Origin of the sequence: Rhodopseudomonas telluris, from assembly GCF_042432815.1 — a bacterium.
GTDB lineage: Bacteria > Pseudomonadota > Alphaproteobacteria > Rhizobiales > Xanthobacteraceae > Rhodopseudomonas > Rhodopseudomonas telluris.
The window spans coordinates 114,656-134,886 of the sequence record NZ_JBHLWM010000006.1 but is presented as its reverse complement, the minus strand read 5'-3'; the positions used below and the strand labels follow the sequence as shown (position 1 = coordinate 134,886).

General features: G+C 64.7%; 17 protein-coding genes. 14 read left to right on the top strand and 3 right to left on the bottom strand.

Features of this window, described 5'->3' with window-relative positions; all coding sequences use genetic code 11:
- The first annotated feature begins 25 nt into the window (after nt 1–25).
- The 7 genes from ACFFJ6_RS17220 to ACFFJ6_RS17190 all read left to right on the top strand — a co-directional run bounded on the left by ACFFJ6_RS17220 (nt 26) and on the right by ACFFJ6_RS17190 (nt 8,812).
- Complete coding sequence (locus ACFFJ6_RS17220; RefSeq protein ID WP_378389995.1) at nt 26–514, top strand: chemotaxis protein CheW; 489 nt, start codon at nt 26–28, stop codon at nt 512–514.
- Nucleotides 515–594: 80 nt separating this feature from the next.
- Nucleotides 595–2,529, top strand: coding sequence for a methyl-accepting chemotaxis protein (locus ACFFJ6_RS17215; protein WP_378389993.1), 1,935 nt, complete (start codon nt 595–597; stop codon nt 2,527–2,529).
- 36 nt (nt 2,530–2,565) lie between these two features.
- Nucleotides 2,566–3,051 carry a chemotaxis protein CheW gene (locus tag ACFFJ6_RS17210; protein WP_378389991.1) on the top strand — a complete coding sequence of 162 codons (486 nt, stop codon included), beginning with the start codon at nt 2,566–2,568 and terminating at the stop codon, nt 3,049–3,051.
- A 64-nt stretch (nt 3,052–3,115) separates the two neighbouring features.
- Complete coding sequence (locus tag ACFFJ6_RS17205) at nt 3,116–4,924, top strand: methyl-accepting chemotaxis protein (RefSeq protein WP_378389989.1); 1,809 nt, start codon at nt 3,116–3,118, stop codon at nt 4,922–4,924.
- A 141-nt stretch (nt 4,925–5,065) separates the two neighbouring features.
- Nucleotides 5,066–5,908, top strand: coding sequence for a CheR family methyltransferase (locus ACFFJ6_RS17200; protein WP_378389987.1), 843 nt, complete (start codon nt 5,066–5,068; stop codon nt 5,906–5,908).
- Nucleotides 5,909–6,009: 101 nt separating this feature from the next.
- Nucleotides 6,010–7,101 carry a protein-glutamate methylesterase/protein-glutamine glutaminase gene (locus tag ACFFJ6_RS17195; RefSeq protein ID WP_378389985.1) on the top strand — a complete coding sequence of 364 codons (1,092 nt, stop codon included), beginning with the start codon at nt 6,010–6,012 and terminating at the stop codon, nt 7,099–7,101.
- 4 nt (nt 7,102–7,105) lie between these two features.
- The gene (locus tag ACFFJ6_RS17190) at nt 7,106–8,812 is read left to right on the top strand and encodes a chemotaxis protein (RefSeq protein WP_378389983.1); all 1,707 of its coding nucleotides are present in this window, start codon (nt 7,106–7,108) and stop codon (nt 8,810–8,812) included.
- Here ACFFJ6_RS17190 and ACFFJ6_RS17185 read toward each other — a convergent pair.
- Entirely contained in the window at nt 8,809–9,744 is a 936-nt protein-coding gene (locus ACFFJ6_RS17185) for a LysR substrate-binding domain-containing protein (RefSeq protein WP_378389981.1), read from the bottom strand. The two genes, ACFFJ6_RS17190 and ACFFJ6_RS17185, sit on opposite strands and share 4 nt — an antisense overlap.
- Nucleotides 9,745–9,859: 115 nt before the next feature.
- Here ACFFJ6_RS17185 and ACFFJ6_RS17180 point away from each other — a divergent pair, with 115 nt between their 5' ends.
- The 7 genes from ACFFJ6_RS17180 (at nt 9,860) to ACFFJ6_RS17150 (ending at nt 17,947) form a co-directional block, all read left to right on the top strand.
- The gene (locus ACFFJ6_RS17180) at nt 9,860–11,023 is read left to right on the top strand and encodes an acyl-CoA dehydrogenase family protein (protein WP_378389979.1); all 1,164 of its coding nucleotides are present in this window, start codon (nt 9,860–9,862) and stop codon (nt 11,021–11,023) included.
- Complete coding sequence (locus ACFFJ6_RS17175) at nt 11,010–13,112, top strand: acetate--CoA ligase family protein (RefSeq protein ID WP_378389977.1); 2,103 nt, start codon at nt 11,010–11,012, stop codon at nt 13,110–13,112. The genes ACFFJ6_RS17180 and ACFFJ6_RS17175 overlap by 14 nt, the downstream gene beginning before the upstream one ends.
- Nucleotides 13,109–13,477 (top strand): hypothetical protein, encoded by a 369-nt coding sequence (locus ACFFJ6_RS17170; protein WP_378389975.1) that lies wholly within the window; start codon nt 13,109–13,111, stop codon nt 13,475–13,477. Before ACFFJ6_RS17175 ends, ACFFJ6_RS17170 begins: the two co-directional genes overlap by 4 nt.
- The gene (locus tag ACFFJ6_RS17165; protein ID WP_378389973.1) at nt 13,474–14,316 is read left to right on the top strand and encodes an alpha/beta fold hydrolase; all 843 of its coding nucleotides are present in this window, start codon (nt 13,474–13,476) and stop codon (nt 14,314–14,316) included. The genes ACFFJ6_RS17170 and ACFFJ6_RS17165 overlap by 4 nt, the downstream gene beginning before the upstream one ends.
- A 55-nt stretch (nt 14,317–14,371) precedes the next feature.
- Complete coding sequence (locus ACFFJ6_RS17160; RefSeq protein ID WP_378390024.1) at nt 14,372–15,580, top strand: ABC transporter substrate-binding protein; 1,209 nt, start codon at nt 14,372–14,374, stop codon at nt 15,578–15,580.
- 63 nt (nt 15,581–15,643) lie between these two features.
- On the top strand, nt 15,644–17,083 hold the full coding sequence (locus ACFFJ6_RS17155; RefSeq protein ID WP_378389971.1) for an NAD-dependent succinate-semialdehyde dehydrogenase: 1,440 nt from the start codon (nt 15,644–15,646) through the stop codon (nt 17,081–17,083).
- Between the two features lie 93 nt (nt 17,084–17,176).
- Nucleotides 17,177–17,947 (top strand): exodeoxyribonuclease III, encoded by a 771-nt coding sequence (locus tag ACFFJ6_RS17150; RefSeq protein WP_378389969.1) that lies wholly within the window; start codon nt 17,177–17,179, stop codon nt 17,945–17,947.
- 191 nt (nt 17,948–18,138) lie between these two features.
- On the opposite strand, the gene ACFFJ6_RS17145 is transcribed toward ACFFJ6_RS17150, so the two are convergent.
- Entirely contained in the window at nt 18,139–18,726 is a 588-nt protein-coding gene (locus tag ACFFJ6_RS17145) for an ANTAR domain-containing response regulator (RefSeq protein WP_378389966.1), read from the bottom strand.
- Nucleotides 18,723–19,880, bottom strand: a complete 1,158-nt coding sequence (locus ACFFJ6_RS17140; protein WP_378389964.1) for a transporter substrate-binding domain-containing protein — start codon at nt 19,878–19,880, stop codon at nt 18,723–18,725. The genes ACFFJ6_RS17145 and ACFFJ6_RS17140 overlap by 4 nt, the downstream gene beginning before the upstream one ends.
- Between the last annotated feature and the right edge of the window lie 351 nt (nt 19,881–20,231).

Here is a 20,231-nt window from a genome sequence, read left to right as displayed (position 1 = left end):
CGGGATTGCCGGGGCGGAGTGTGAGATGGCCGAATTGGCGCAATATCTGACGTTGGGATTGGCCGGAGAGACCTTCGGCATTTCGATCCGCAACGTCCGCGAAATTCTCGACATGCGGCCGATCGCACGGCTGCCGCACGCGCCCGAGTTCATGCTCGGCATGATCGACGTGCGCGGCTCCGGCTATCCGATCCTCGATCTGCGTCTCAAGCTCGATTTGCCGGCGGTGGCGGCGACCGAAGCGACGCGGATCATCATTCTCGACGTTCCGGTCGGTGATCGCGTCGTCGGCGTCGGCTTCGTCGCCGACTGCGTCTACGAAGTCACCGATATCGAGGAAAGCTCGCTAGAGCAGGTCCCCGACGTCGGCGGCAAGTGGAAGTCGGACTACATCGCCGGCATCGGCCGCAAGGGCGATCGCTTCGTCATCATTTTTGATCTGGCACGCCTGATGACCGCAACTGACGCGTCGATCGGCGTCGTTGCGACCCCATCGAACCAGCTGGCGGCGTGACCACCCAGTCTTTGTTGTTGCGTGACGAGTGAACCCTTCAAACTCAAAAACAGCCTGAACAGAAAGCACCTGAGGTCCCTATGACGCTGTTGGACAATCTCTCGATCCCGCGCAAACTCATCCTGGCCTTCGGCCTCATGCTCGCGACGATCATCGCAGCAAACGTCGTGATCTACCTGAAATCGAGCGAGGTTCAGCAAACGACTCACTGGACCGATCATACTCAGCAGGTCATCGGCGCTGCCGAAACGGCGGTGAGCAGCATGATCGATCAGGAAACGGGCTATCGTGGCTTCTTGATCGCCGGCGAAGACAAGTTCCTCGACCCGTACAGAAAGGGCCGACAGCAGTTCGAAGCCTCTGTTGCCAAGGGCAGACAACTGACTGCTGACAATCCCACGCAAGTCTCGCGTTTCGACGATGTGCTTCGCTTTGGTAATCAATGGCGCAAGGATGTGGCGGAGCGTGCGATCGGCCTCATGGCGAACGAGCAGACCCGCAAGGAAGCGCGCGACATCGAGATCAGCGGTGCGGGAAAGGTCGCGATGGACGCCCTTCGTGCCAAGATTGCCGATATCATCGACGCCGAGAGGTCGTTGATGACGACGCGTCAGCAGGCGCAGGAGTCTGCTTTCGACGTTATGGCTAAGACGATCTACATCGGAACTGCACTGGGTGTATTGATCGCCGTCGCGATCGGGTTTCTCCTGACCCGCACGGTCGCGCGTCCCATCTCGGCGGTGGCCGCAAAGCTGGCCAACCTCGCCACGCCGGTGGAGACCGGACGGCGCGACGAAGTTGGAAAGATGGAAGGCAGCGTCATCGCGGTGGAACGCGCGTTTCGGGATATCTCCCGATCCGTGACCGCGGTCGCAATCGGGGATCTCACTCAAACAGCGCAGAATGGGTACGGTGGCCTGGCGGAGGAGGTCAGCAATAACCTCAATGCGATGACTGCAAACCTCAATACGACGGCCGGCGTTGCCGATCAGATCGCTCAGGGCAACCTCACGGTCGACGCCAAGCGTCTGTCGGACAAGGACACGCTCGGGATCGCACTGGAGCGGATGGTCGTGAAGCTGCGCCAGATCGTCTCCGAAGCGCTGACGGCCGCGCAGAACGTTTCGGCCAGCAGCCAGGAACTCTCCGCCAGCGCCGAGCAACTCTCGCAGGGCGCGACCGAGCAGGCGTCGTCGGCCGAGGAAGCGTCCTCGTCGATGGAAGAGATGGCCGCCAACATCAAGCAGAACGCCGAAAACGCCAACCAGACCGAGAAGATCGCCGCGCAGTCCGCGAAGGATGCCGAGGCGAGCGGTGCGGCCGTCGGCCGTGCGGTGGGGGCGATGCAGACCATCGCCGAGAAGATCACTATCGTGCAGGAGATCGCCCGCCAGACCGATCTGCTGGCGCTCAACGCCGCCGTCGAAGCCGCGCGTGCCGGCGAACACGGCAAAGGCTTCGCCGTGGTGGCGTCCGAAGTGCGAAAGCTCGCCGAACGCAGCCAGGCCTCGGCCGCCGAAATCGGCTCGCTGTCGGTCGAGACCGTGAAGGTCGCCCAGGAAGCCGGAGAGATGCTGGCCAAGCTGGTGCCGGACATCAAGAAGACCGCCGAGCTGGTCGAGGAGATCACCTCGGCCTGCCGCGAGCAGGACGTCGGATCGTCGCAGATCAACCAGGCCATTCAGCAACTCGACAAGGTCGGCCAGCAGAACGCCAGCGCCTCCGAGCAGGTGTCATCGACCTCGGAAGAACTCGCCTCGCAGGCCGAGCAACTGCAGGCGACGATCGCTTACTTCCGCATCGACGAAAGCGCCACGCAGACGCGGAGCGCGCCCATCGACACGGCGGTGAGCCAGTTGCGTAGCAAAGCGGCCCATATGGCGGCGGTCGATCGCGGACCTGCGAAGAAGCCGGCTGCCAAACCGCAACGGCAGCGGAAGGCGGCGGGTGCCGGCGGCTTCGCCTTCGCGCTCCAAGACGGCGGGGACGACCACGACGCGGACTTCCAGCGCTGATCGGATGCGGGTGGCAATGTTTGGGCGGGGTGTGAGATGGCCGAATTGGCGCAGTATCTGACGTTGGGATTGGCCGGAGAGACCTTCGGCATCTCGATCCGCAACGTCCGCGAAATCCTCGACATGCGGCCGATCGCCCGCCTGCCGCACGCGCCCGATTTCATGCTCGGCATGATCGACGTTCGCGGCTCCGGCTATCCGATCCTCGATCTGCGGCTGAAGCTCGATCTGCCCGCGGTGACTGCGACCGAAGCGACGCGGATCATCATCCTCGACGTGCCGATCGGTGACCGCGTCGTCGGCGTCGGCTTCGTCGCCGACTGCGTCTACGAAGTCACGGGCATCGAGGAGAGTTCGCTCGAGCAGGTCCCGGATGTCGGCGGCAAGTGGAAGTCGGACTACATCGCCGGCATCGGCCGCAAGGGCGATCGCTTCGTCATCATCTTCGATCTCTCCAAGTTGATGGCGAGCGCCAAGTTACCGGAGCACGAGCTGGCCGTGGAGTCGTCCCGTGCCGCGTAGGTGAAGAGTGTCGCGTAAGGCGTAGAAACCCAATTCAACCGATCAATTCAGATGTGAGAATAACATGAGATTCACGGTCAAAGCGAAACTCGCCAGCGGATTCGGCCTCGTCATTCTGCTCACCGCCATTGCTGGCGGACTCGCCTATATGAAACTCAGCGAGATGACCGCTACCACCGAGTCCCTGACGGCGGCGGCGGCCCGGCTCGACAAAGCCAGCCACCTGAACGAAATGGTGTTGCAGCAGATCCGCGCTGAGAAGAACGCGATCCTGGCGAGCTCTGACGCCGAAGTCGATCGGTACATCGCCGAGATCGGCACCATTCGCACCAAGCTCACACAGCTGCGGGATGAAATTCACGCGGTCGCCACGGAGAACGGAAAGAAGATCCTCGACAAGTTCTCGGCGGCCTATCTTCGTCTGAACGGCAGCGAAGATCAGGCGCTTCGGTTTGCCAAGACCGACAAGCCGAAGGCGACCGAGTTGTCGACGACGGAGGTCCGCCGGGCTGTCGGCGAAGCGACCGCAAATCTCGAAGAATATACCAGCTTCGTGCGGAAGCTGATGGCCGATCAGACCGAGCAGGCCAGGGAAAATGGCGCGCGCGCTCAGCTCATGCTGATCAGCCTCGTCATCGCCTCCCTGGTGATCGCGCTGATCGCCGCAGTCTGGATCGCAATCAACATCAGCCGGGCCTTGATGCGCGCGGTGGACCTCGCGGACGCAGTCGCGATCGGCGACCTCAGCAAGAAGATCGAGGTCTCGAGCAACGACGAAGTCGGGGATCTGGTGAAGTCGCTGAATGCGATGACCGCCAATCTCAACGCGACGGCGGCGGTTGCCGATCAGATCGCGCAGGGCAACCTCACGGTCGATGCCAAGCGCCTGTCCGAGAAGGACACGCTGGGTATCGCGCTGGAGCAGATGATCGAGAAGCTCCGCCAGATCGTGTCCGAAGCCCTGACCGCGGCGCAGAACGTCTCTGCCGGCAGCCAGGAACTCTCGGCCAGCGCCGAGCAGCTCTCGCAAGGTGCGACCGAGCAGGCGTCGTCGGCCGAGGAAGCGTCCTCGTCGATGGAAGAGATGGCCGCCAACATCAAGCAGAACGCCGAGAACGCCAACCAGACCGAGAAGATCGCCGCGCAGTCCGCCAAGGACGCCGAGGCGAGCGGCGCGGCCGTCGGCCGTGCGGTCGAAGCGATGCAGACCATCGCCGAAAAGATCACCATCGTGCAGGAGATCGCTCGCCAGACCGATCTGCTCGCGCTGAACGCGGCGGTCGAAGCGGCCCGCGCCGGCGAACACGGCAAGGGCTTCGCGGTGGTCGCGTCGGAAGTGCGCAAGCTCGCCGAACGCAGCCAGGCCTCCGCGGCCGAAATCGGCTCGCTCTCGGCCGAGACTGTCAAGGTCGCCCAGGAAGCCGGCGAGATGCTGGCCAAGCTGGTGCCCGACATCAAGAAGACCGCCGAGCTGGTCGAAGAAATCACTTCGGCCTGCCGCGAGCAGGACGTCGGATCGTCGCAGATCAACCAGGCGATCCAGCAGCTCGACAAGGTCGGGCAGCAGAACGCCAGCGCCTCCGAGCAGGTGTCCTCGACCTCGGAAGAGCTCGCCTCGCAGGCCGAGCAGCTGCAGTCGACCATCGCGTTCTTCCGCATCGACGAGACCGGGGCGAAGGTGCGCAGTGCGCCGATCGACAAGGCGGTCAGTCAGCTGCGTAGCAAGGCCGCCCATATGGCCGCGGTCGACCGCGGACCGGCGAAGAAGCCCGCGGCCAAGCCGCAGCGCCAGCTCAAGGCGGCGGGTGGCGGCGGCTTCGCCTTCGCGCTCGACGACGGCGAGGACGACCGCGACGCGGACTTCCAGCGCTGAGCAAGCCGATGTGATCACGCCCGGTCGACGGGCGCGATCATGGGCCGGACACCGATCAAGCTAACTCGACAAGGGCCGAACCCGACGGCGTCGCAGCCCGACGGCGGCCCCTATCCCTGACACTCGCACGAGTCTCGCGTGATGCACGAAGCCAGTCGCCAAATGTCGGATCGGCAATTCAAGTCGATCGCCGAACTGATCGAAGGGCAGGTTGGCATCAGGCTGCCGCACGCCAAGCGGCTGATGCTCGAAGGGCGGCTGTTCAAGCGGGTGCGCGCGCTCAAATTCGACGGCGTGGGCGAGTACGTCGATCATCTGTCGGACGAAGATGCCCTTGAGACCGAGCTGACGCATCTCATCGATGTCGTGACGACGAACAAGACGGATTTCTTCCGCGAACCGCAGCATTTCGACTTCATGAGAAAGGTCGCCGTTCCCGAATTGTTGAGGCAGCACGGTCGCAAGACACGCGATCTCAAGATCTGGAGTTCGGCCTGCTCGACCGGCATGGAGGCCTACACCATCGCGATGGTTCTGGACGACATGATCCGCACCGGATCGCATTTTCGCTTCCGCATCCTCGGCACCGACATCTCGACCGCCGTTCTGCGCCTCGCGACCGCCGCGATCTACAATCGGGAGACCATCGCGCCGGTGCCGTCGGAGTTCGCGAAACGTTACTTCCTGAAGCCGCGCGATCGGGAGCGGACTGATGTGCGCGTGGTGCCGGAGCTACGGCGTCTGACCCATTTCATGCGCATGAACCTGATGGACAGCGTCTATCCGGTCGATCGCGACGTCGACATCATCTTTTGCCGCAACGTGCTGATCTATTTCGACCGTGAGACCCAGCGCCGCGTCGTACAGCGGCTCGCATCGCATCTGCGTCCCGGCGGTTACTTGCTGGTCGGCCACTCCGAATCGATGATTCACAGCGCTTTGCCGGAGTTAAGGCAGGTGCAACCAACGATCTTTAAGGTCTAACGAGTGTGGTCGGACGGTCGACCCTATCGGCACGAGATGCCGGTCGGGATTGTGGCGTGGGCACGATGAGCACGGCGAGCTGAGAGACAAAGGGCACTCAAATGGGGAATAAACCGATTAGCGTGCTCATCGTCGATGACTCGGCGTCGGTACGTCAGATCTTGAGCAACATCCTGGCCGAGGATCCCGACATCGCCGTGATGGGAACGGCATCGGATCCGTTCGTGGCCGCGAAGCGGCTGCAGGAAGAACTGCCCGACGTCATCATCCTCGACATTCAGATGCCGCGCATGGACGGCATCACCTTCCTTCGCAAGATCATGGCGCAGCGCCCCATTCCGGTGGTGATCTGCTCGTCGTTGACGCCCGAAGGGTCGGACCTGATGTTCGAGGCGTTCGAGGCCGGCGCGGTCGATATCGTGCCCAAGCCGCGCGTCGATACGCGTCAGGCCCTCTGGGAAAGCTCGGGCCGTTTGCGCGAAGCGGTGAAATCGGCGGCGCGGGCGCGGGTGCGGCCGCGCGCGGCGCGCCGCGTCATCGAAAAGAAACTCACCGCCGACGCGATCATTCCCCCTCCGGTGATGGGGCGCAACCGGCCCACGACCGAACGCATCGTCTGCATCGGCGTTTCGACCGGCGGCACCGAGGCACTGCACGACGTGCTCGAAGTCTTGCCGCCGAATTGTCCAGGAATTCTGATTGTGCAGCACATGCCGCAAGGCTTTACCGCGGCGTTCGCGCGCCGGCTGAATTCGAGCTGCGCGATCAACGTCAAGGAAGCCGAGGACGGCGATCCGGTGCTGCCAGGCTGGGCCTATGTGGCGCCCGGCGGGCGGCACATGCTGCTGCAACGCAGCGGGATGCGCTACAGCATCGCCATCAAGGACGGCCCGCCGGTATCGCGGCATCGTCCGTCGGCCGACGTGCTGTTCCGCTCCGCCGCGCAGCACGCCGGCGCCAATGCGCTCGGCATCATCATGACCGGAATGGGTGACGACGGCGCACGCGGTCTGCTCGAAATGCGTAAGCTCGGCGCCGCCACCCGCGCCCAGGACGAAGAGAGCTGCGTGGTGTTCGGCATGCCCAAGGAAGCGATCGAATGCGGCGCGGTCGAGAAGGTCGTGTCGCTGAGCCAGATTCATCGCGAGATCATGATGTGGCAGCAGACCGCCCAGACGGCTCTGACGGATTGATGCAGTGACGTCATCCAGTCATCCGCTCGCGGACGCGATCACCTCGATAGAGCAGGTCTCGTCGCGCATCGAAACGACATTCGCGCAGGTCGGCGGCCAGCTCGGCCAAGGTCATACGATCTTTCAGGGATTGAACGAGTCGCTCAGCGCTCTTTCGGGAGAACTGTCCTGCGCGCAGATCGAGGGCGCATCCGAAGCGCTGCAAGATATCGCCCGCCGGCTGAACGATCTCGCCGAGGCGTTGCCGGCAGAGAGCGCGCTGCTCGATCGCCTGCGCGGCACCGTGATCGAATCGGGCGGGCTGCTGAAGCAGCTGGCGAAGTATGTCGACATGATCATGATCGTCGCCCGCAGCGCCAAGATCGAGTCCGCCTCGCTCGACGGTGACCGTGGCGATTTCGTCGCCTTCACGCAGGAGGCCTTCGATCTCGGCAAGGCCGTGCAGGTGTCGATCGAAGACTGCGCGCGCGACCAACAATTCCTCGCCGCCGCAGTGGAGACCGCCTGGGGCCGACAGACCGAATTCGAACGCCGCTATCGACCACAGCTCGGCGCATCGACCAACGAACTCCGGTCGGCATTTACCGACCTCGAGCGCCAACGCAACAGCAGCATCCATGTCGCCGACCTCGCCGGCGGCAGCGCGCGCAAGATCAGCGACGTCGTGGGGCGATCGATCGTCCTGCTGCAGGCGGGAGACAGCACCCGCCAGCGGCTGGAGCATGTGTGCGAAGCGCTGCAACGCGTCGGCGACATCGGGCCAAGCCTGGTGCCGGCCATGACGGAAGCGCGCGCTCTCGATCAGCTCATCGTGCAGCTCGGGGCCTCGCAGTTGAAGGATGCGCAGCACGAGTTCGAAAGCGGCATCGGCGAAATCGTCCAGTCGCTCTCGACCATCATCTCCGAGGTGTCGTTGCTGATCGAGCGTGGCCGCTCGCTGCACGGCGGCAAGGACGGCGATTCCTCGTTTCTCGCACGGGTCCGGTCGACGCTCGCTCAGGCTTCGAACCTGATTGCGATGTGCGAGGACGGCGGCCGCTCGATCGATGAAGCGCTGAGCGTGGTCGAAGGCACGCTGGTGAAGTTCCGCGATGCGATCGCCAATCTGGCTGATTCCATCATCGACATCACGCTGATCGGAATGAATGCCAGTCTCAAGGCCGGACATCTCGGCGCCAAAGGGCGGGCCTTCGTGGTCATCGCCAACGAGATGAAGGTGACGGCGGACCACATGAGCGGCGTCGCGGTTCGGCTCGAGCCGCTGTTGGTCGGCATCGGAGGAGCGGCCGACGAACTCAGGGCGACGCGCTCGCGCAACGAGCAGCACGAACTCGGCAGCATGGAAGCTGAAATCCTGCAGGCGCTGCGCGAGGTCGAAGCCGGCAACGACCGGCTTGGCGGCCTCATCCTCCGCCTGGTCAAGGAAGGCGGTGAATTCGACCGCGTCATGAACGGTGCGATGGACGAGATGGCGACGCTCGGGGTCGGCGTCTCGGCCCTGCCGGCCGTCGCCCAGCGCCTCGAAGGCGCCGCGGGCGATCTCGGCACGATCGAGATCGATCCTTCCGACGAAGCGGTGCTCGACCAACTCTATGCCCGCTACACGATGGAGCGGGAGCGCGATCAGCACCGCAACGTGCTGCGTCGCTTCGGCATCGCCATCAAGGAGGCCGCGCCGGCGGCCGAGGAGTGCGATTTCGAGTTGTTCTAGGGCTGCGCGGCGCGGCTTCCAGCCGCAAACTCGTCCATGCTCTTGCGTAGCCAGTTGAGGAAGCTGCGCGCCTTGCGATTGAGCGGACGTCCTTTCGGCCGTACTACGTAATGCGCCAGCTTGCGCTCGAACGGCGCGTCGAACAGAGGCACCAGCGTTCCGTCGGCGATCTCGTTGCGCAGCAGATGAATCTGGCCGATCGCTACGCCGACGCCTTCGGCCGCAGCCTGATACGTCAGGATCGACGACGAAAAGCTGATCTCGTTGCTGGACAGCAGATCGGTGCGGTTCACGGCGGCCAGCCAATCGTGCCAGTCCGTGCGGCGGTAATGCGAGTGCAGCATCTGCACCTTCTTCAGATCATCGATCTCCACCAGACGCGCGCTCTTCAGTAGCTTCGGGCTGCACACCGGTTGGATGAGATCGGTGAAGAGCAATTCTGAAACCACGCCCGGCCAATTGCCGTCGCCGAACTGGATCGCCAGATCGACGCGATCCTTGGCGAAGTCGATCGGCGCGACGACGTTGCTGATGTTGAGCCGGATGTTCGGATACGCGACGTGGAATGACGGCAGCCGCTGGATCAGCCATTTCGACGCAAACGTCGTGTAGGCGCGGATCTTGAGCGGCTCGATCTTGCGGGTTTCCTTGAGGTTCGCGGCCGCGGTCCGGATGATCTGAAACGCCGGCGAGATTTCGCGCTGGAACTGCTCCCCGGCGGGCGTCAGCCGAATGCCCTGTTTGTCGCGCTCGAAAAGGCGCACCCCGACGAACTCTTCGAGCGTGCGCACCTGCCGGCTGATCGCCGGCTGAGTGACGCGCAGTTTCTCGGCAGCCTTGGTGAAGCTGCCGAGCCGCGCCGCGACCTCGAACACGTGCAGCGGGTTGAGCGGCGGCAGCCATTCCGACATCGGAATTTCCTTATCGGACATCGCTTGCCATCGCTTGTTTTGCATTACAAAATGTAATGGATGAATAACCGATGCGCAGTTGCTCGTCCAGTGCCGCGCTGGGAAACACAGGGCCACCTCGATCTGCGGCGGCTCCATGGATTTTGCACTCACAGAAGAACAACAAGCTTTCGCCACCTCGGTCCGGCGCTTCGCCGAAGCGCATCTGAAGGACGGTGCGCTGGCGCGCGCGCACGATCCGCACTTCCCGTTCGAAACCGCGAAGCTGCTGGCCGAGCAGGGGCTGCTCGGCATCCCGTTCGATCCGGAGGACGGCGGCCAGGGCGGCACGCTGATGGATGCGGTGATCGCGATCGAGCAGGTCGCGGCAGTGTGCCCGCGCAGTGCCGATATCGTGCAGGCCGGCAATTTCGGCCCGATCCGCACCTTCGTGGAATATGCGACGCCGGAGCAGAAGGCGCGCTTCCTGCCCGACCTGCTGGCGGGCCGGAGCTGCATCAGCCTCGGCATGAGCGAACCCGACGCCGGCTCGGCGGCGACTGAGCTCAAGACGATCGCGACGGCGGATGGCGACAGCTACGTCATCAACGGCAGCAAGGTGTTCGGCACGCACAGTCCGGATGCAGCGGTGTATCTCGTTTATGTGCGCTTCGGCCCGGGTGTCGGCGGCATCGGGTCGGTGCTGATCGAGCGGGATACGCCCGGCTTCACCGTCGGCAAGCCGACCGCCTTCATGAGCGGCGAGCAGTGGAGCCAGCTCTATTTCGAAGATTGCCGGATCCCCGCCGCGAATGTGCTGCTCGGGCTCGGCGGCTTCAAGAAGCAGATTTCCGGATTCAACGTCGAGCGGCTCGGCAACTCCGCGCGGTCACTGGCGCTCGGCCGCCATGCCTTCAATCTGGCGCGCGAGCATGCGCTGATCCGCAAGCAGTTCGGCCGCCCGCTGTGCGAATTCCAGGGGCTGCAGTGGAAGTTCGCCGATATGGCGCTGAAGCTGGAATCCGCACAGCTGCTGCTGTATCGCGCCGCAAGTATCACCGAGGGGCTGCCGTCGCCGTATCAGACCGCGATCGCCAAGCTCGCCTGCAACCAGGCTGGCTTCGATGTCGCGAACGAAGCGGTGCAGATCATGGGCGGGCTCGGCTACAGCCAGGAGTCGCTCGCCGAATACTGCATGCGCCGGACCCGCGGCTGGATGATCGCCGGCGGCTCCACCGAAATCCTCAAGAACCGGATCGCCGAAGACGTCTTCGAGCGCCGCTTCGATCAGCGCGGATCTGCGGCCCGTGCCGCCGAATAGCGCGCCAACGTCGAGCTGGGCGCAGGCGCTGCTGGCGCCGCGCAGCATCGCGCTGGTCGGAGCGTCCGACGATCTGTCCAAGACGTCGGCGCGTCCGCTGCAATATCTGCGGCGCGCCGGCTATCAAGGCACGATCTATCCAATCAATCCGCGGCGGCCGACCGTGCTGGGCGAGACGGCGTGGGCGTCGCTCGATGCGCTGCCCGCGGTGCCGGATCACGCGTTCATCCTGACGCCGACCGATGACGCCATCGCCGCTGCCGAGGCCTGCGCGCGCCTTGGCATTCCGGTCGCGACCATTCTGGCGTCGAATTTTTCCGAGGGCGGCGACGCAGGGCTCGCGCGGGTCGAGCAGCTGAAGGCGATCTGTGCGGCAAGCGGGCTGCGCATCCTCGGCCCGTCCAGCCTCGGCGCCATCAATCTGCACAGCCGCACCATCATCACCGCCAATGCGGCGTTCGCCGAGAGCGACCTGCCGCGCGGCGGCATCTTCGTCGCGTCGCATAGCGGCAGCCTGCTCGGTGGCCTGATCTCGCGCGGCAAGGCGCGCAATGTCGGCTTCGCCGGGCTGGTCTCGGTCGGCAACGAAATCGATCTCAGCCTCGGCGAGATCTGTGCCGCCACGTTGGACGATCCGAACGTGACTGGCTACATGCTGTTCCTCGAGAGCATCCGGCGCGCGCAGGACCTGCGCGACTTCGCGCTCGCCGCTGCCGAGCGCGGCAAGCCGGTGGTGGCCTACAAACTCGGCCGGTCCGCAGCGGCCGCCGAGCTCGCGCTGTCGCACACCGGCGCCCTGGCGGGCGAAGACGGCTTCGCGGCCGCGTTCCTCGCCGACTGCGGCGTTGCCCGCGTGAACAATTTCGAAACGCTGCTCGAGGCGCTGCCGCTGCTACACAAGCTGCCGGCGCGGGCGGCCGGTCAGCGGACCAAGCGCGTCGGCGTCGTTACCACGACCGGCGGCGGCGCCGCGATGGTGGTCGACGAACTCGGCATCCGCGACATCGAGGTCGTCAAGCCGAGCCACGCGACGTTCGATCGCCTCGGCGAAGCCGGTGTCGCAGCCCAGCACGAGCGCATCATCGATCTGACGCTGGCGGGGACGCGCTACGAGGTGATGAAGGCGGCGCTGCAGACCATGCTGGCTGCGCCCGAATTCGACGTCGTGGTCGCCGTCACCGGCTCGTCGGCTCGATTTCAACCCGAGCTCGCCGTCAAGCCGGTGATCGACAGCGCCGGCTCGGCCAAGCCGCTGGTCGCGTTTGTGGTCCCTGAAGCGCCCGACGCGCTGACCATGCTCACCCAGGCCGGCGTGCCCAATTTCCGTACGCCGGAAAGCTGCGCGGACGCGATCAGCGCCGCGCTGCTGCGCCGTCAGCCGCGCCGCGAATTGCCGTTGCAACGCGGGCCCGCGGCCGCGACGCGGCAGCTCGATGAGCTGGAGGCGTATCGGCTGCTCGACCGCCTCGGGATTGCGCATGCGCCGGCCGTCGCCATCGAGGTTGGTCCGCAAGCTGTAGACTTGCCGTTCGCGTATCCGGTCGCGGTGAAGCTGCTGTCGGCCGACATCGCGCACAAGACGGAGGTCGGCGGCGTCGTCCTGAATGTCGGCGACGAAGCCGGCGTGAAGCAGGCTGCAACGAAGATTGCCGCCAATGTTGCGGCGCATCGGTCCGGTGCGGCGCTGGCGCAGGTGCTGGTGCAGCCGATGACGTCGGGGCTCGGCGAGATGCTGCTGGGCTACCGGGTCGATCCGGAGGCCGGTCCGATCGTGCTGCTCGCGGCTGGCGGCATCTTCACCGAGATTTATCGCGACCGCAGCATCCGGCTCGCGCCCGTCGATCTCGACGGCGCGCGGGAGATGATCGACGAACTGGCGATTACCCGAGTGTTTCGTGGCTTCCGCAACAAGCCGCACGGCGATCTCGACGCGCTGGCGCGCGCCATCGTTGCGTTGTCGCGGCTGGCGGTCGATGACAAGGTTCACGTGCGTGACGCCGAGATCAACCCGCTGATCATCAACGAGGTGGGGAGCGGCGTCGTCGCGGTCGATGCGCTGGTGGCGCTCGCGGACAAGGAGGACTCATGATCGAAGACCTGACATCTAGGGTCAATGCGGACGAGATGCTGGTGAAGCGCGGCCGCTTTCTGTCAACCACGTTGCTGCTCGCGGTCGGCCCGACCGACTGGCTGGTGACGATCGCCGAAGGCCGCATCGTGTCGGTGACACGCGGGCCGTTTGTAATGCCGTCGTGGTCGTTCGCGCTGCGGGCGTCCGAGGAGGAATGGGCGCAGTTCTGGGCTGCGAAGCCGCGACCGGGGTCGCACGACCTGATGGCGCTAATCAAGCGGCGCACCCTGAAGGCCGAGGGCAATCTGCAGATCTTCATGGCCAACCTGCGCTACTTCAAGGAAGCGCTGACAAAACTGCGTGCGACCGGAGCCTCGGCATGACCGTCTCGTTCGAGCCCGTCATCGGGCGCTATCTCAATCTCGATCTGTTCGGTCGGCACCACCGCATTTATGTGGAGGAGGCGGGCTCCGGCACGCCGCTGCTGTGCCTGCACACCGCAGGCTCCGACGGCCGGCAGTATCGCGCGCTGATGAACGACGCGCGGATCACCGCGACGCATCGCGTCATCGCGTTCGACATGCCGTGGCACGGCAAGTCGTCGCCGCCGGCCGGCTGGCACAACGAGGAGTATCAACTCACCTCGGCGCAATACACCACCATGATCCTCGAGATCATGACGGCGCTGGAGCTCGAGCGTCCGATCGTGATGGGCTGCTCGATCGGTGGGCGGATCGTGCTGCATCTTGCGCTGGAGCATCCCGAGCGTTTCCGCGCCATCATCGGCCTGCAGGCCGGTGCGCATGTCGATCCGTACTACGACCTCAACTTCCTGCATCGGCCGGACGTGCACGGCGGCGAAGTCTGTGCAGCGATCGTGTCGGGGCTGGTCGGGCCGGATGCCCCCGATAAGGAGCGATGGGAAACGCTGTGGCACTACATGCAGGGCGGCCCCGGCGTATTCAAGGGCGACCTGTACTTCTACAAGCAGGACGGCGACATCCGCGATCGCGTCGCGCAGATCGATACCAGGAAGTGCCCGCTGTTCCTGCTGTCCGGCGAATACGACTACTCATGCACGCCCGAAGAGACGCTCGCCGTCGCGCGCAGCATTCCGGGCAGCAATGTGTCGATCATGAAGGGACTCGGCCATTTTCCGATGAGCGAAGATCCCGAGGCGTTTCTCGGTCATCTGCTGCCGGTTCTCGCGGCCATCAAGTAAGGGCGGGCGTCTCGCGCCTGCTGATAAAACAAGAGGGAGGATTCTACTCGTGAAGCTGCAAACCTGTCTGGCGACCGCCGCCGTGCTGATGTCGGTCGCGTCGGCCTCGGCCGAAATTTCCAACGGCACCGTCAAGATCGGTGTGCTCACCGATATGTCGGGCCCCTATGCCGACAACGTCGGCGCCGGGTCGGTGCTGGCCGCCAAGATGGCGGTCGAGGATTTCGGCGGCAAGGCCGCCGGCGTGCCGGTCGAGGTGATCTCCGCGGACCACCAGAACAAGGCCGATATCGGTCTCGCGCTGGCGCGCAAATGGTACGACACCGAGGGTGTCGACACCATCACCGAAGTGGTGTCGTCGGGCGTGGCGCTGGCCGTGCAGCAATTGTCGCGCGAGAAGGACAAGGCGTTTCTGGCGACGGGTCCCGGCACGCCGGACCTGACCGGCAAGGCCTGCTCACCGGTCGGCGTGCACTGGGCCTACGACAATTACGCGCTGGCCAACGTCGCGACCGCGCCGCTGGTGCAGAAGGGTCTGAAGAGCTGGTACTTCCTCACGGCCGACTACAGCTTCGGCCAGGCGCTCGAAGCCGAGGCCAGCAAGGTCATTCTGGCCAATGGCGGCACCGTGTTGGGGTCTTCCAAGCATCCGCTGAATTCGTCCGACTTCTCCTCCTATCTGTTGCAGGCGCAGGCCTCCAAGGCGCAGGTGATCGGCCTCGCCAATGCCGGCGCGGACATGATGACGGCGCTGAAGCAGGCCAACGAGTTTGGCATCACCTCTGGCGGCCAGCGCATCGCCGCGCTGCTGGTCAATCTGCCGGACATTCACGCGCTCGGCCTCAACAGCGCCAAGGGCCTGATCTTCGCCGACAGCTTCTATTGGGACGCGAACGACAAGACCCGCGAATGGAGCAAGCGCTTCATGGCGCGGTTCGGCGGCAAGGCGCCGGGCAGTCTGCAGGCCGCGGTGTACGGCGCGGTGACGCATTATCTCAAGGCGGTCGACGCCACCAAGAGCGATGCCGGCTCGGTGGTGGTGGCCGAGATGAAGAAGATGCCGATCAACGACTTCTACACCACCAACGCGACGATCCGCGAGGATGGCCGCGTCATCCGCGACATGTATCTGCTGCAGGTCAAGCAACCGTCGGAATCCAAGTATCCGTGGGATTACTACAAGATCCTGTCCACGGTTCCGGGCGACAAGGCGTTCCGTCCGCTCAAGGACGGCAATTGCCCCCTCGTGAGCGCGGCGAAGTAACCGCGCCGCTTCACTGACACCGGAAGGCGGGCGCAGTTGGGGCGCTCGCCGGGGAGACAGGTCGTGATCGATTATCCCGCGTTGCGCCTTCTGATCGACGGCCGATGGCACGATGCGGCCGGGCGCAACACCGAGCCGGTGTTGAATCCGGCGACCGGCGCAGTGCTGGGCGAGTTGCCGCATGCGACGGCGGCCGATCTCGATGAAGCCCTCGCCGCATCCGCGCGCGGGCACGAGGTCTGGCGCAAGATGCCCGCGGTCGATCGCGGGCGGATTCTACAGCGGGCTGCGGCTTTGATCCAGGAGCGCAGCGAGCACATCGCCAGCCTGATCACGCTCGAACTTGGCAAGCCGATCGCCGAGGCGCGGGTGGAAGTCGAAACAGCGGCCGGCATCTTCGCCTGGAATGCCGAAGAGGGCCGCCGCGCTTACGGCCGGGTGATTCCGTCGCGCAATCGCGTCATTCAGCAGATCGCGGTGCGCGAGCCGCTCGGCCCGATCGCCGCGTTCGCGCCGTGGAATGCGCCGGCGATCACGCCCGCCCGAAAGATCAGCAGCGCGCTCGCGGCCGGCTGCTCGGTGATCATCAAGCCTTCGGAGGAAACACCCGCGACTGCGCTGGCAATCGCCGAACTGTTGCAGGAAGCTGGACTGCCGGCTGGTGTGCTGAACGTGGTGTTCGGCCATCCGGCAATGATCTCCGGCGTGCTGGTCGGTTCGCCGATCATTCGCGGCATCACCTTCACCGGCTCGACGGCGATCGGCAAGCAGCTCGGCGCGCTCGCGGTGCAGACGATGAAGCGGATGACGCTCGAACTCGGCGGTCATGCCCCGGTGGTGATCTTCGACGACGTCGATCCCGAGGCTGCGGCGCTCTCGGCGGTGACGGCCAAGTTTCGGAACTCCGGCCAAGTGTGTACCTCGCCGACGCGCTTCTTCGTCCACGAGTCGATCCACGACCGCTTCGCCGCGAAGCTGTCGGAACTCGCCGACAGACTTGCGGTGGGTGACGGATTCAATGCGGCCACCAAGATGGGACCGCTGGCGAATGCGCGGCGTGTCGAGGCGATGGAACGTTTCGTCGACGATGCGCGCGCGCGGAGCATCGCAGTGTCCGCCGGCGGCGTGCGCTGCGGGGAGCGCGGCTTCTTCTTCCGGCCGACCGTGCTGACGCAGGTCGACCAGGACTGTCTGGCGTCCAATGTCGAGCCGTTCGGCCCGCTCGCCGCGACGGCGTCGTTCCGGACGCGAGACGAGGCGATCGCGCTCGCCAACCGGTTGCCGTCCGGCTTGGCTTCCTATGTGATGACCAGCGACCTGCGCCATGCGGCTGCGATGGCCGAAGGCATCGCGGCCGGCAACGTGATCATCAATCACTGGCAGGCCTCGCTGCCGGAAACGCCTTTCGGCGGCTTCAAGGACAGCGGCGTCGGCACCGAGGGCGGCATCGAAGGCCTGCAGGACTTCCAGTCCATCAAATACGTCAGCCAGTTTTCGGGCTAGCTCGCGCTCGCGTTCTAACCGCATGGAACTTCGATCGCCCCGCCGCGATTGAGGGGCGCGCCGCCTGCGGCGCGTCCGTCGAAGAGGGCCGTCGTGAAGATCGCGACTTTCAACGTCAACAATGTCAACAAGCGGCTGCCCAATCTGCTGGCGTGGCTGCGTTCGGCCAAGCCGGACATCGTCTGCCTGCAAGAGCTTAAGGCGACGCAGGCGGACTTTCCCGAAAAGGCGCTGCGCAAGGCCGGGTATTCGGCCGCCTGGATCGGGCAGAAGAGCTGGAACGGCGTCGCGATTCTGGCCCGCAAGGCCGAGATCGTCGTGACGCGGAAGCGGCTTCCGGGCGATCCGAAGGACAGCGATGCGCGCTACATCGAAGCCGCGGTGTCCGGCCTGGTCGTCGCGTCGCTGTATGCGCCGAACGGCAATCCGCAGCCGGGGCCAAAATTCGACGCCAAGCTTGCGTGGCTGAAGCGGCTCAATCGCCACGCTGCGGAGCTCATGAAGAGCGGTGCGCCCGTCGTGCTCGCCGGTGACTACAACGTGGTGCCGACGCCGGCCGACATCTATCCGACCAAGTCATGGAGCAAGGACGCGCTGCTGCAGCCAGAAGCGCGCGCGCTGTTTGCAGCGCTGCTCAAGCAGGGCTGGGCTGACTCGCTGCGCGCGATGTATCCGGACCAGGCCCCCTATACGTTCTGGACTTACTGGCGCAATCGCTATGAGCAGGACAAGGGGCTGCGGATTGATCATCTGCTGCTCGATCCTTCGCTTGCCAAGCGCCTGAAGCGCGCCGGCGTCGACCGCAAGGTCCGTGGAACGCCGGAGGCGAGCGACCACGCGCCGTCGTGGATCGTGCTCGATTAGTAGGATCGGATCCGGCGATCACTCTCTCGCCAAGCACAGCCTCATGACGAGGAGGCGCGCAGCGCCGTCTCGAACCATGTGCCACCGGCACTGCGTGGCCCCATCCTTCGAGACACCCGGCTTCGCCGGGCTCCTCCGGATGAGGTCTCAGTGCTCTCGGCAGGGATCTTTCGATCAGCAGACGGACTTCGCTAGCCGGCGGCCCGGGCGGGCGGATCCTGTGCGACGAGTTCGGCCGCAAGCTGCTCGATGGTCTTGCGCTGCTCCATCGCCATCCGTCGCAGCAGCGCGAAGGCGGCCGGCTCGGGCAGTGCATGCGCGTGCATGATCTGAACCAGCGCCGCCAGCACCACGCGTCGCGCCCGCATCCGCGCATCCATCTTGCTGAGCTGCAGTTTCAGTTCGGCGGTGCGTGCGACGCGCTCGAACGCCAGCACCACGGCCGCGTAGATGCCGGCGGAGCGCAGCGGCTTGACCAGGAATGACGCGGGATCGAGGTCGAACACCAGCTTCAGCCGGCTCGGCGTCTCGGTACCGAGCAGGACGATGACCGCGCATCCCTCCGGAAGCGGCTGATGCTCCCCGCCGGCGAACGGCAGATAATCGTCATCGATCAGGACGACGTCGGCCGCGCCGTTCGGCACTTCGCCGGGCGTCCACGTCTCCATCTCGATTCCAAGGCGATCGAACTGACGCCGTACGATCGAGGCGTCGCGCTCATCCTTGATGGCGAGGAGGGCCTTGCGGCCGCGCAGGGAAAACGACGACGGCTTGCTCATTTGACGATCCTCAGGTGAGGCGCATTCGGAATCCGCGCGTCTTTCGACGGCCGGACCGCGACATCGAGTTGCGACAAATAAGGGTCGGGCTTCACGGGAGCGTCAGCCTCCCAGAAGATATCGAACTGCCCCACGGCGTTGGAGACGGCGAGGCGTGGCGTAAGGACGCAGTGATTGTTGTCGCCATCGATCCACACCGGACCTTGCGGCGAGTCGTAGCGGTGCCCGGCGGCAGCGCGCCGCACTTCGCTGACGTCGGACGTTCCGGCGCGCTGAATCGCGCGGGCGAGCAGAAACACCGCCACATAGGCTGATTGCCCGTCGACCGACGGACTGCTGTCGTCGCCGTAGCGCGCCTTCCAGCGCGCCACGAAAGCGCGATTTTCCGGCAGGCGAATGCTCTCGAAGTAAGCCGACGATGTGATGCAGCCAGCCCCGGCCGGCCCGACGATCTTCAACTCCGGCTCGCACAGGCTGCAGCTCAGCATCGGAATGTTGAGCCCCTCGGTTGCGGCATGGAAGGCCCGGATGAAATCGTAGCTCGAGCTTCCGACCAGCGTGTTGAACACGATCGGCGGGCGCTTGCGTACGATCTCGTCGACGATGTGCTCGACGCGGCTTTCGCCCAGCTCGAGCAGCCGCTCCGCCAGAATGCGGCCGTCCGAGGCGGTGACCAACTCGCGGGTGACGCGGTTGGTCTCCCACGTCCAGATGTAATTCGAGCCGACGCAGAACAGCTGCCGCGAGAGATTATCCAGCACGTAACGCACCAGCGGTACGACGTTGTGGTTTGGCGATGCACCGACATACATCACGTTGTCGGAGCATTCGAAGCCTTCATAGCGGGCCGGATACCACAGCAGGCGCTCGGTGCGCTCGACGATCGGCAGCACCTGCTTACGGGATGCCGAGGTGTAGCAGCCGACGATATGGTTGACGCCGACGTTGCGGATCAGGTCGTCGCAGGCCGCGTGATATTCGCCGAGCACGCCGCCGGGATCGCGAACATGCGCCGTGAGGGTGAATTCAAAGTCGGAACTGTCGTTGACTTCGTCGACCGCCATCATGGCGGATTTCAGGATCTCGCGTCCCATTGCCTGATAGGGGCCGGATCTCGACGATAGAATCCCGATCGGGATCGATGGTTTCGACATGCAGGATGATCGCTCGCGTCAGGCGTGCATGAAATCATCAAGCGCGCGGACTGATCAAGACCGCTACTGCTGATTTGCTGCGCAGCACTCGTGCAGGATTTGTGCAAGCTCCCTCGTTGACATTGCGAAGCTCCCCAACTTAGACTTTCGTTGTCGGGTGACAATCGAAACGAGTTTGAATTCGGCCGACGACGTCCGAATTCAAGCATGAATGTAGCGTTCGACTAAGCACCCACGCGATAGACCATAGCTGCGGCATCCGAGCCATTCGCGCCTCGTTTCGAGGAGCGGGTGGCTTTTTTCGTTTGTCGCTCGAAACCAAGTGGCGGCGCGGGCGCGTCGCCAGAACGC

Coding starts and splice junctions, on each gene's coding strand:
- ACFFJ6_RS17205 (WP_378389989.1), top strand. CDS start 3,116: ATGAGATTCACGGTCAAAGCGAAACTCGCCAGCGGATTCGGCCTCGTC.
- ACFFJ6_RS17170 (WP_378389975.1), top strand. CDS start 13,109: ATGATCGAAGACCTGACATCTAGGGTCAATGCGGACGAGATGCTGGTG.
- ACFFJ6_RS17145 (WP_378389966.1), bottom strand. CDS start 18,726: ATGAGCAAGCCGTCGTCGTTTTCCCTGCGCGGCCGCAAGGCCCTCCTC.
- ACFFJ6_RS17180 (WP_378389979.1), top strand. CDS start 9,860: ATGGATTTTGCACTCACAGAAGAACAACAAGCTTTCGCCACCTCGGTC.
- ACFFJ6_RS17195 (WP_378389985.1), top strand. CDS start 6,010: ATGGGGAATAAACCGATTAGCGTGCTCATCGTCGATGACTCGGCGTCG.
- ACFFJ6_RS17165 (WP_378389973.1), top strand. CDS start 13,474: ATGACCGTCTCGTTCGAGCCCGTCATCGGGCGCTATCTCAATCTCGAT.
- ACFFJ6_RS17140 (WP_378389964.1), bottom strand. CDS start 19,880: ATGTCGAAACCATCGATCCCGATCGGGATTCTATCGTCGAGATCCGGC.
- ACFFJ6_RS17210 (WP_378389991.1), top strand. CDS start 2,566: ATGGCCGAATTGGCGCAGTATCTGACGTTGGGATTGGCCGGAGAGACC.
- ACFFJ6_RS17215 (WP_378389993.1), top strand. CDS start 595: ATGACGCTGTTGGACAATCTCTCGATCCCGCGCAAACTCATCCTGGCC.
- ACFFJ6_RS17200 (WP_378389987.1), top strand. CDS start 5,066: ATGCACGAAGCCAGTCGCCAAATGTCGGATCGGCAATTCAAGTCGATC.
- ACFFJ6_RS17185 (WP_378389981.1), bottom strand. CDS start 9,744: ATGTCCGATAAGGAAATTCCGATGTCGGAATGGCTGCCGCCGCTCAAC.
- ACFFJ6_RS17220 (WP_378389995.1), top strand. CDS start 26: ATGGCCGAATTGGCGCAATATCTGACGTTGGGATTGGCCGGAGAGACC.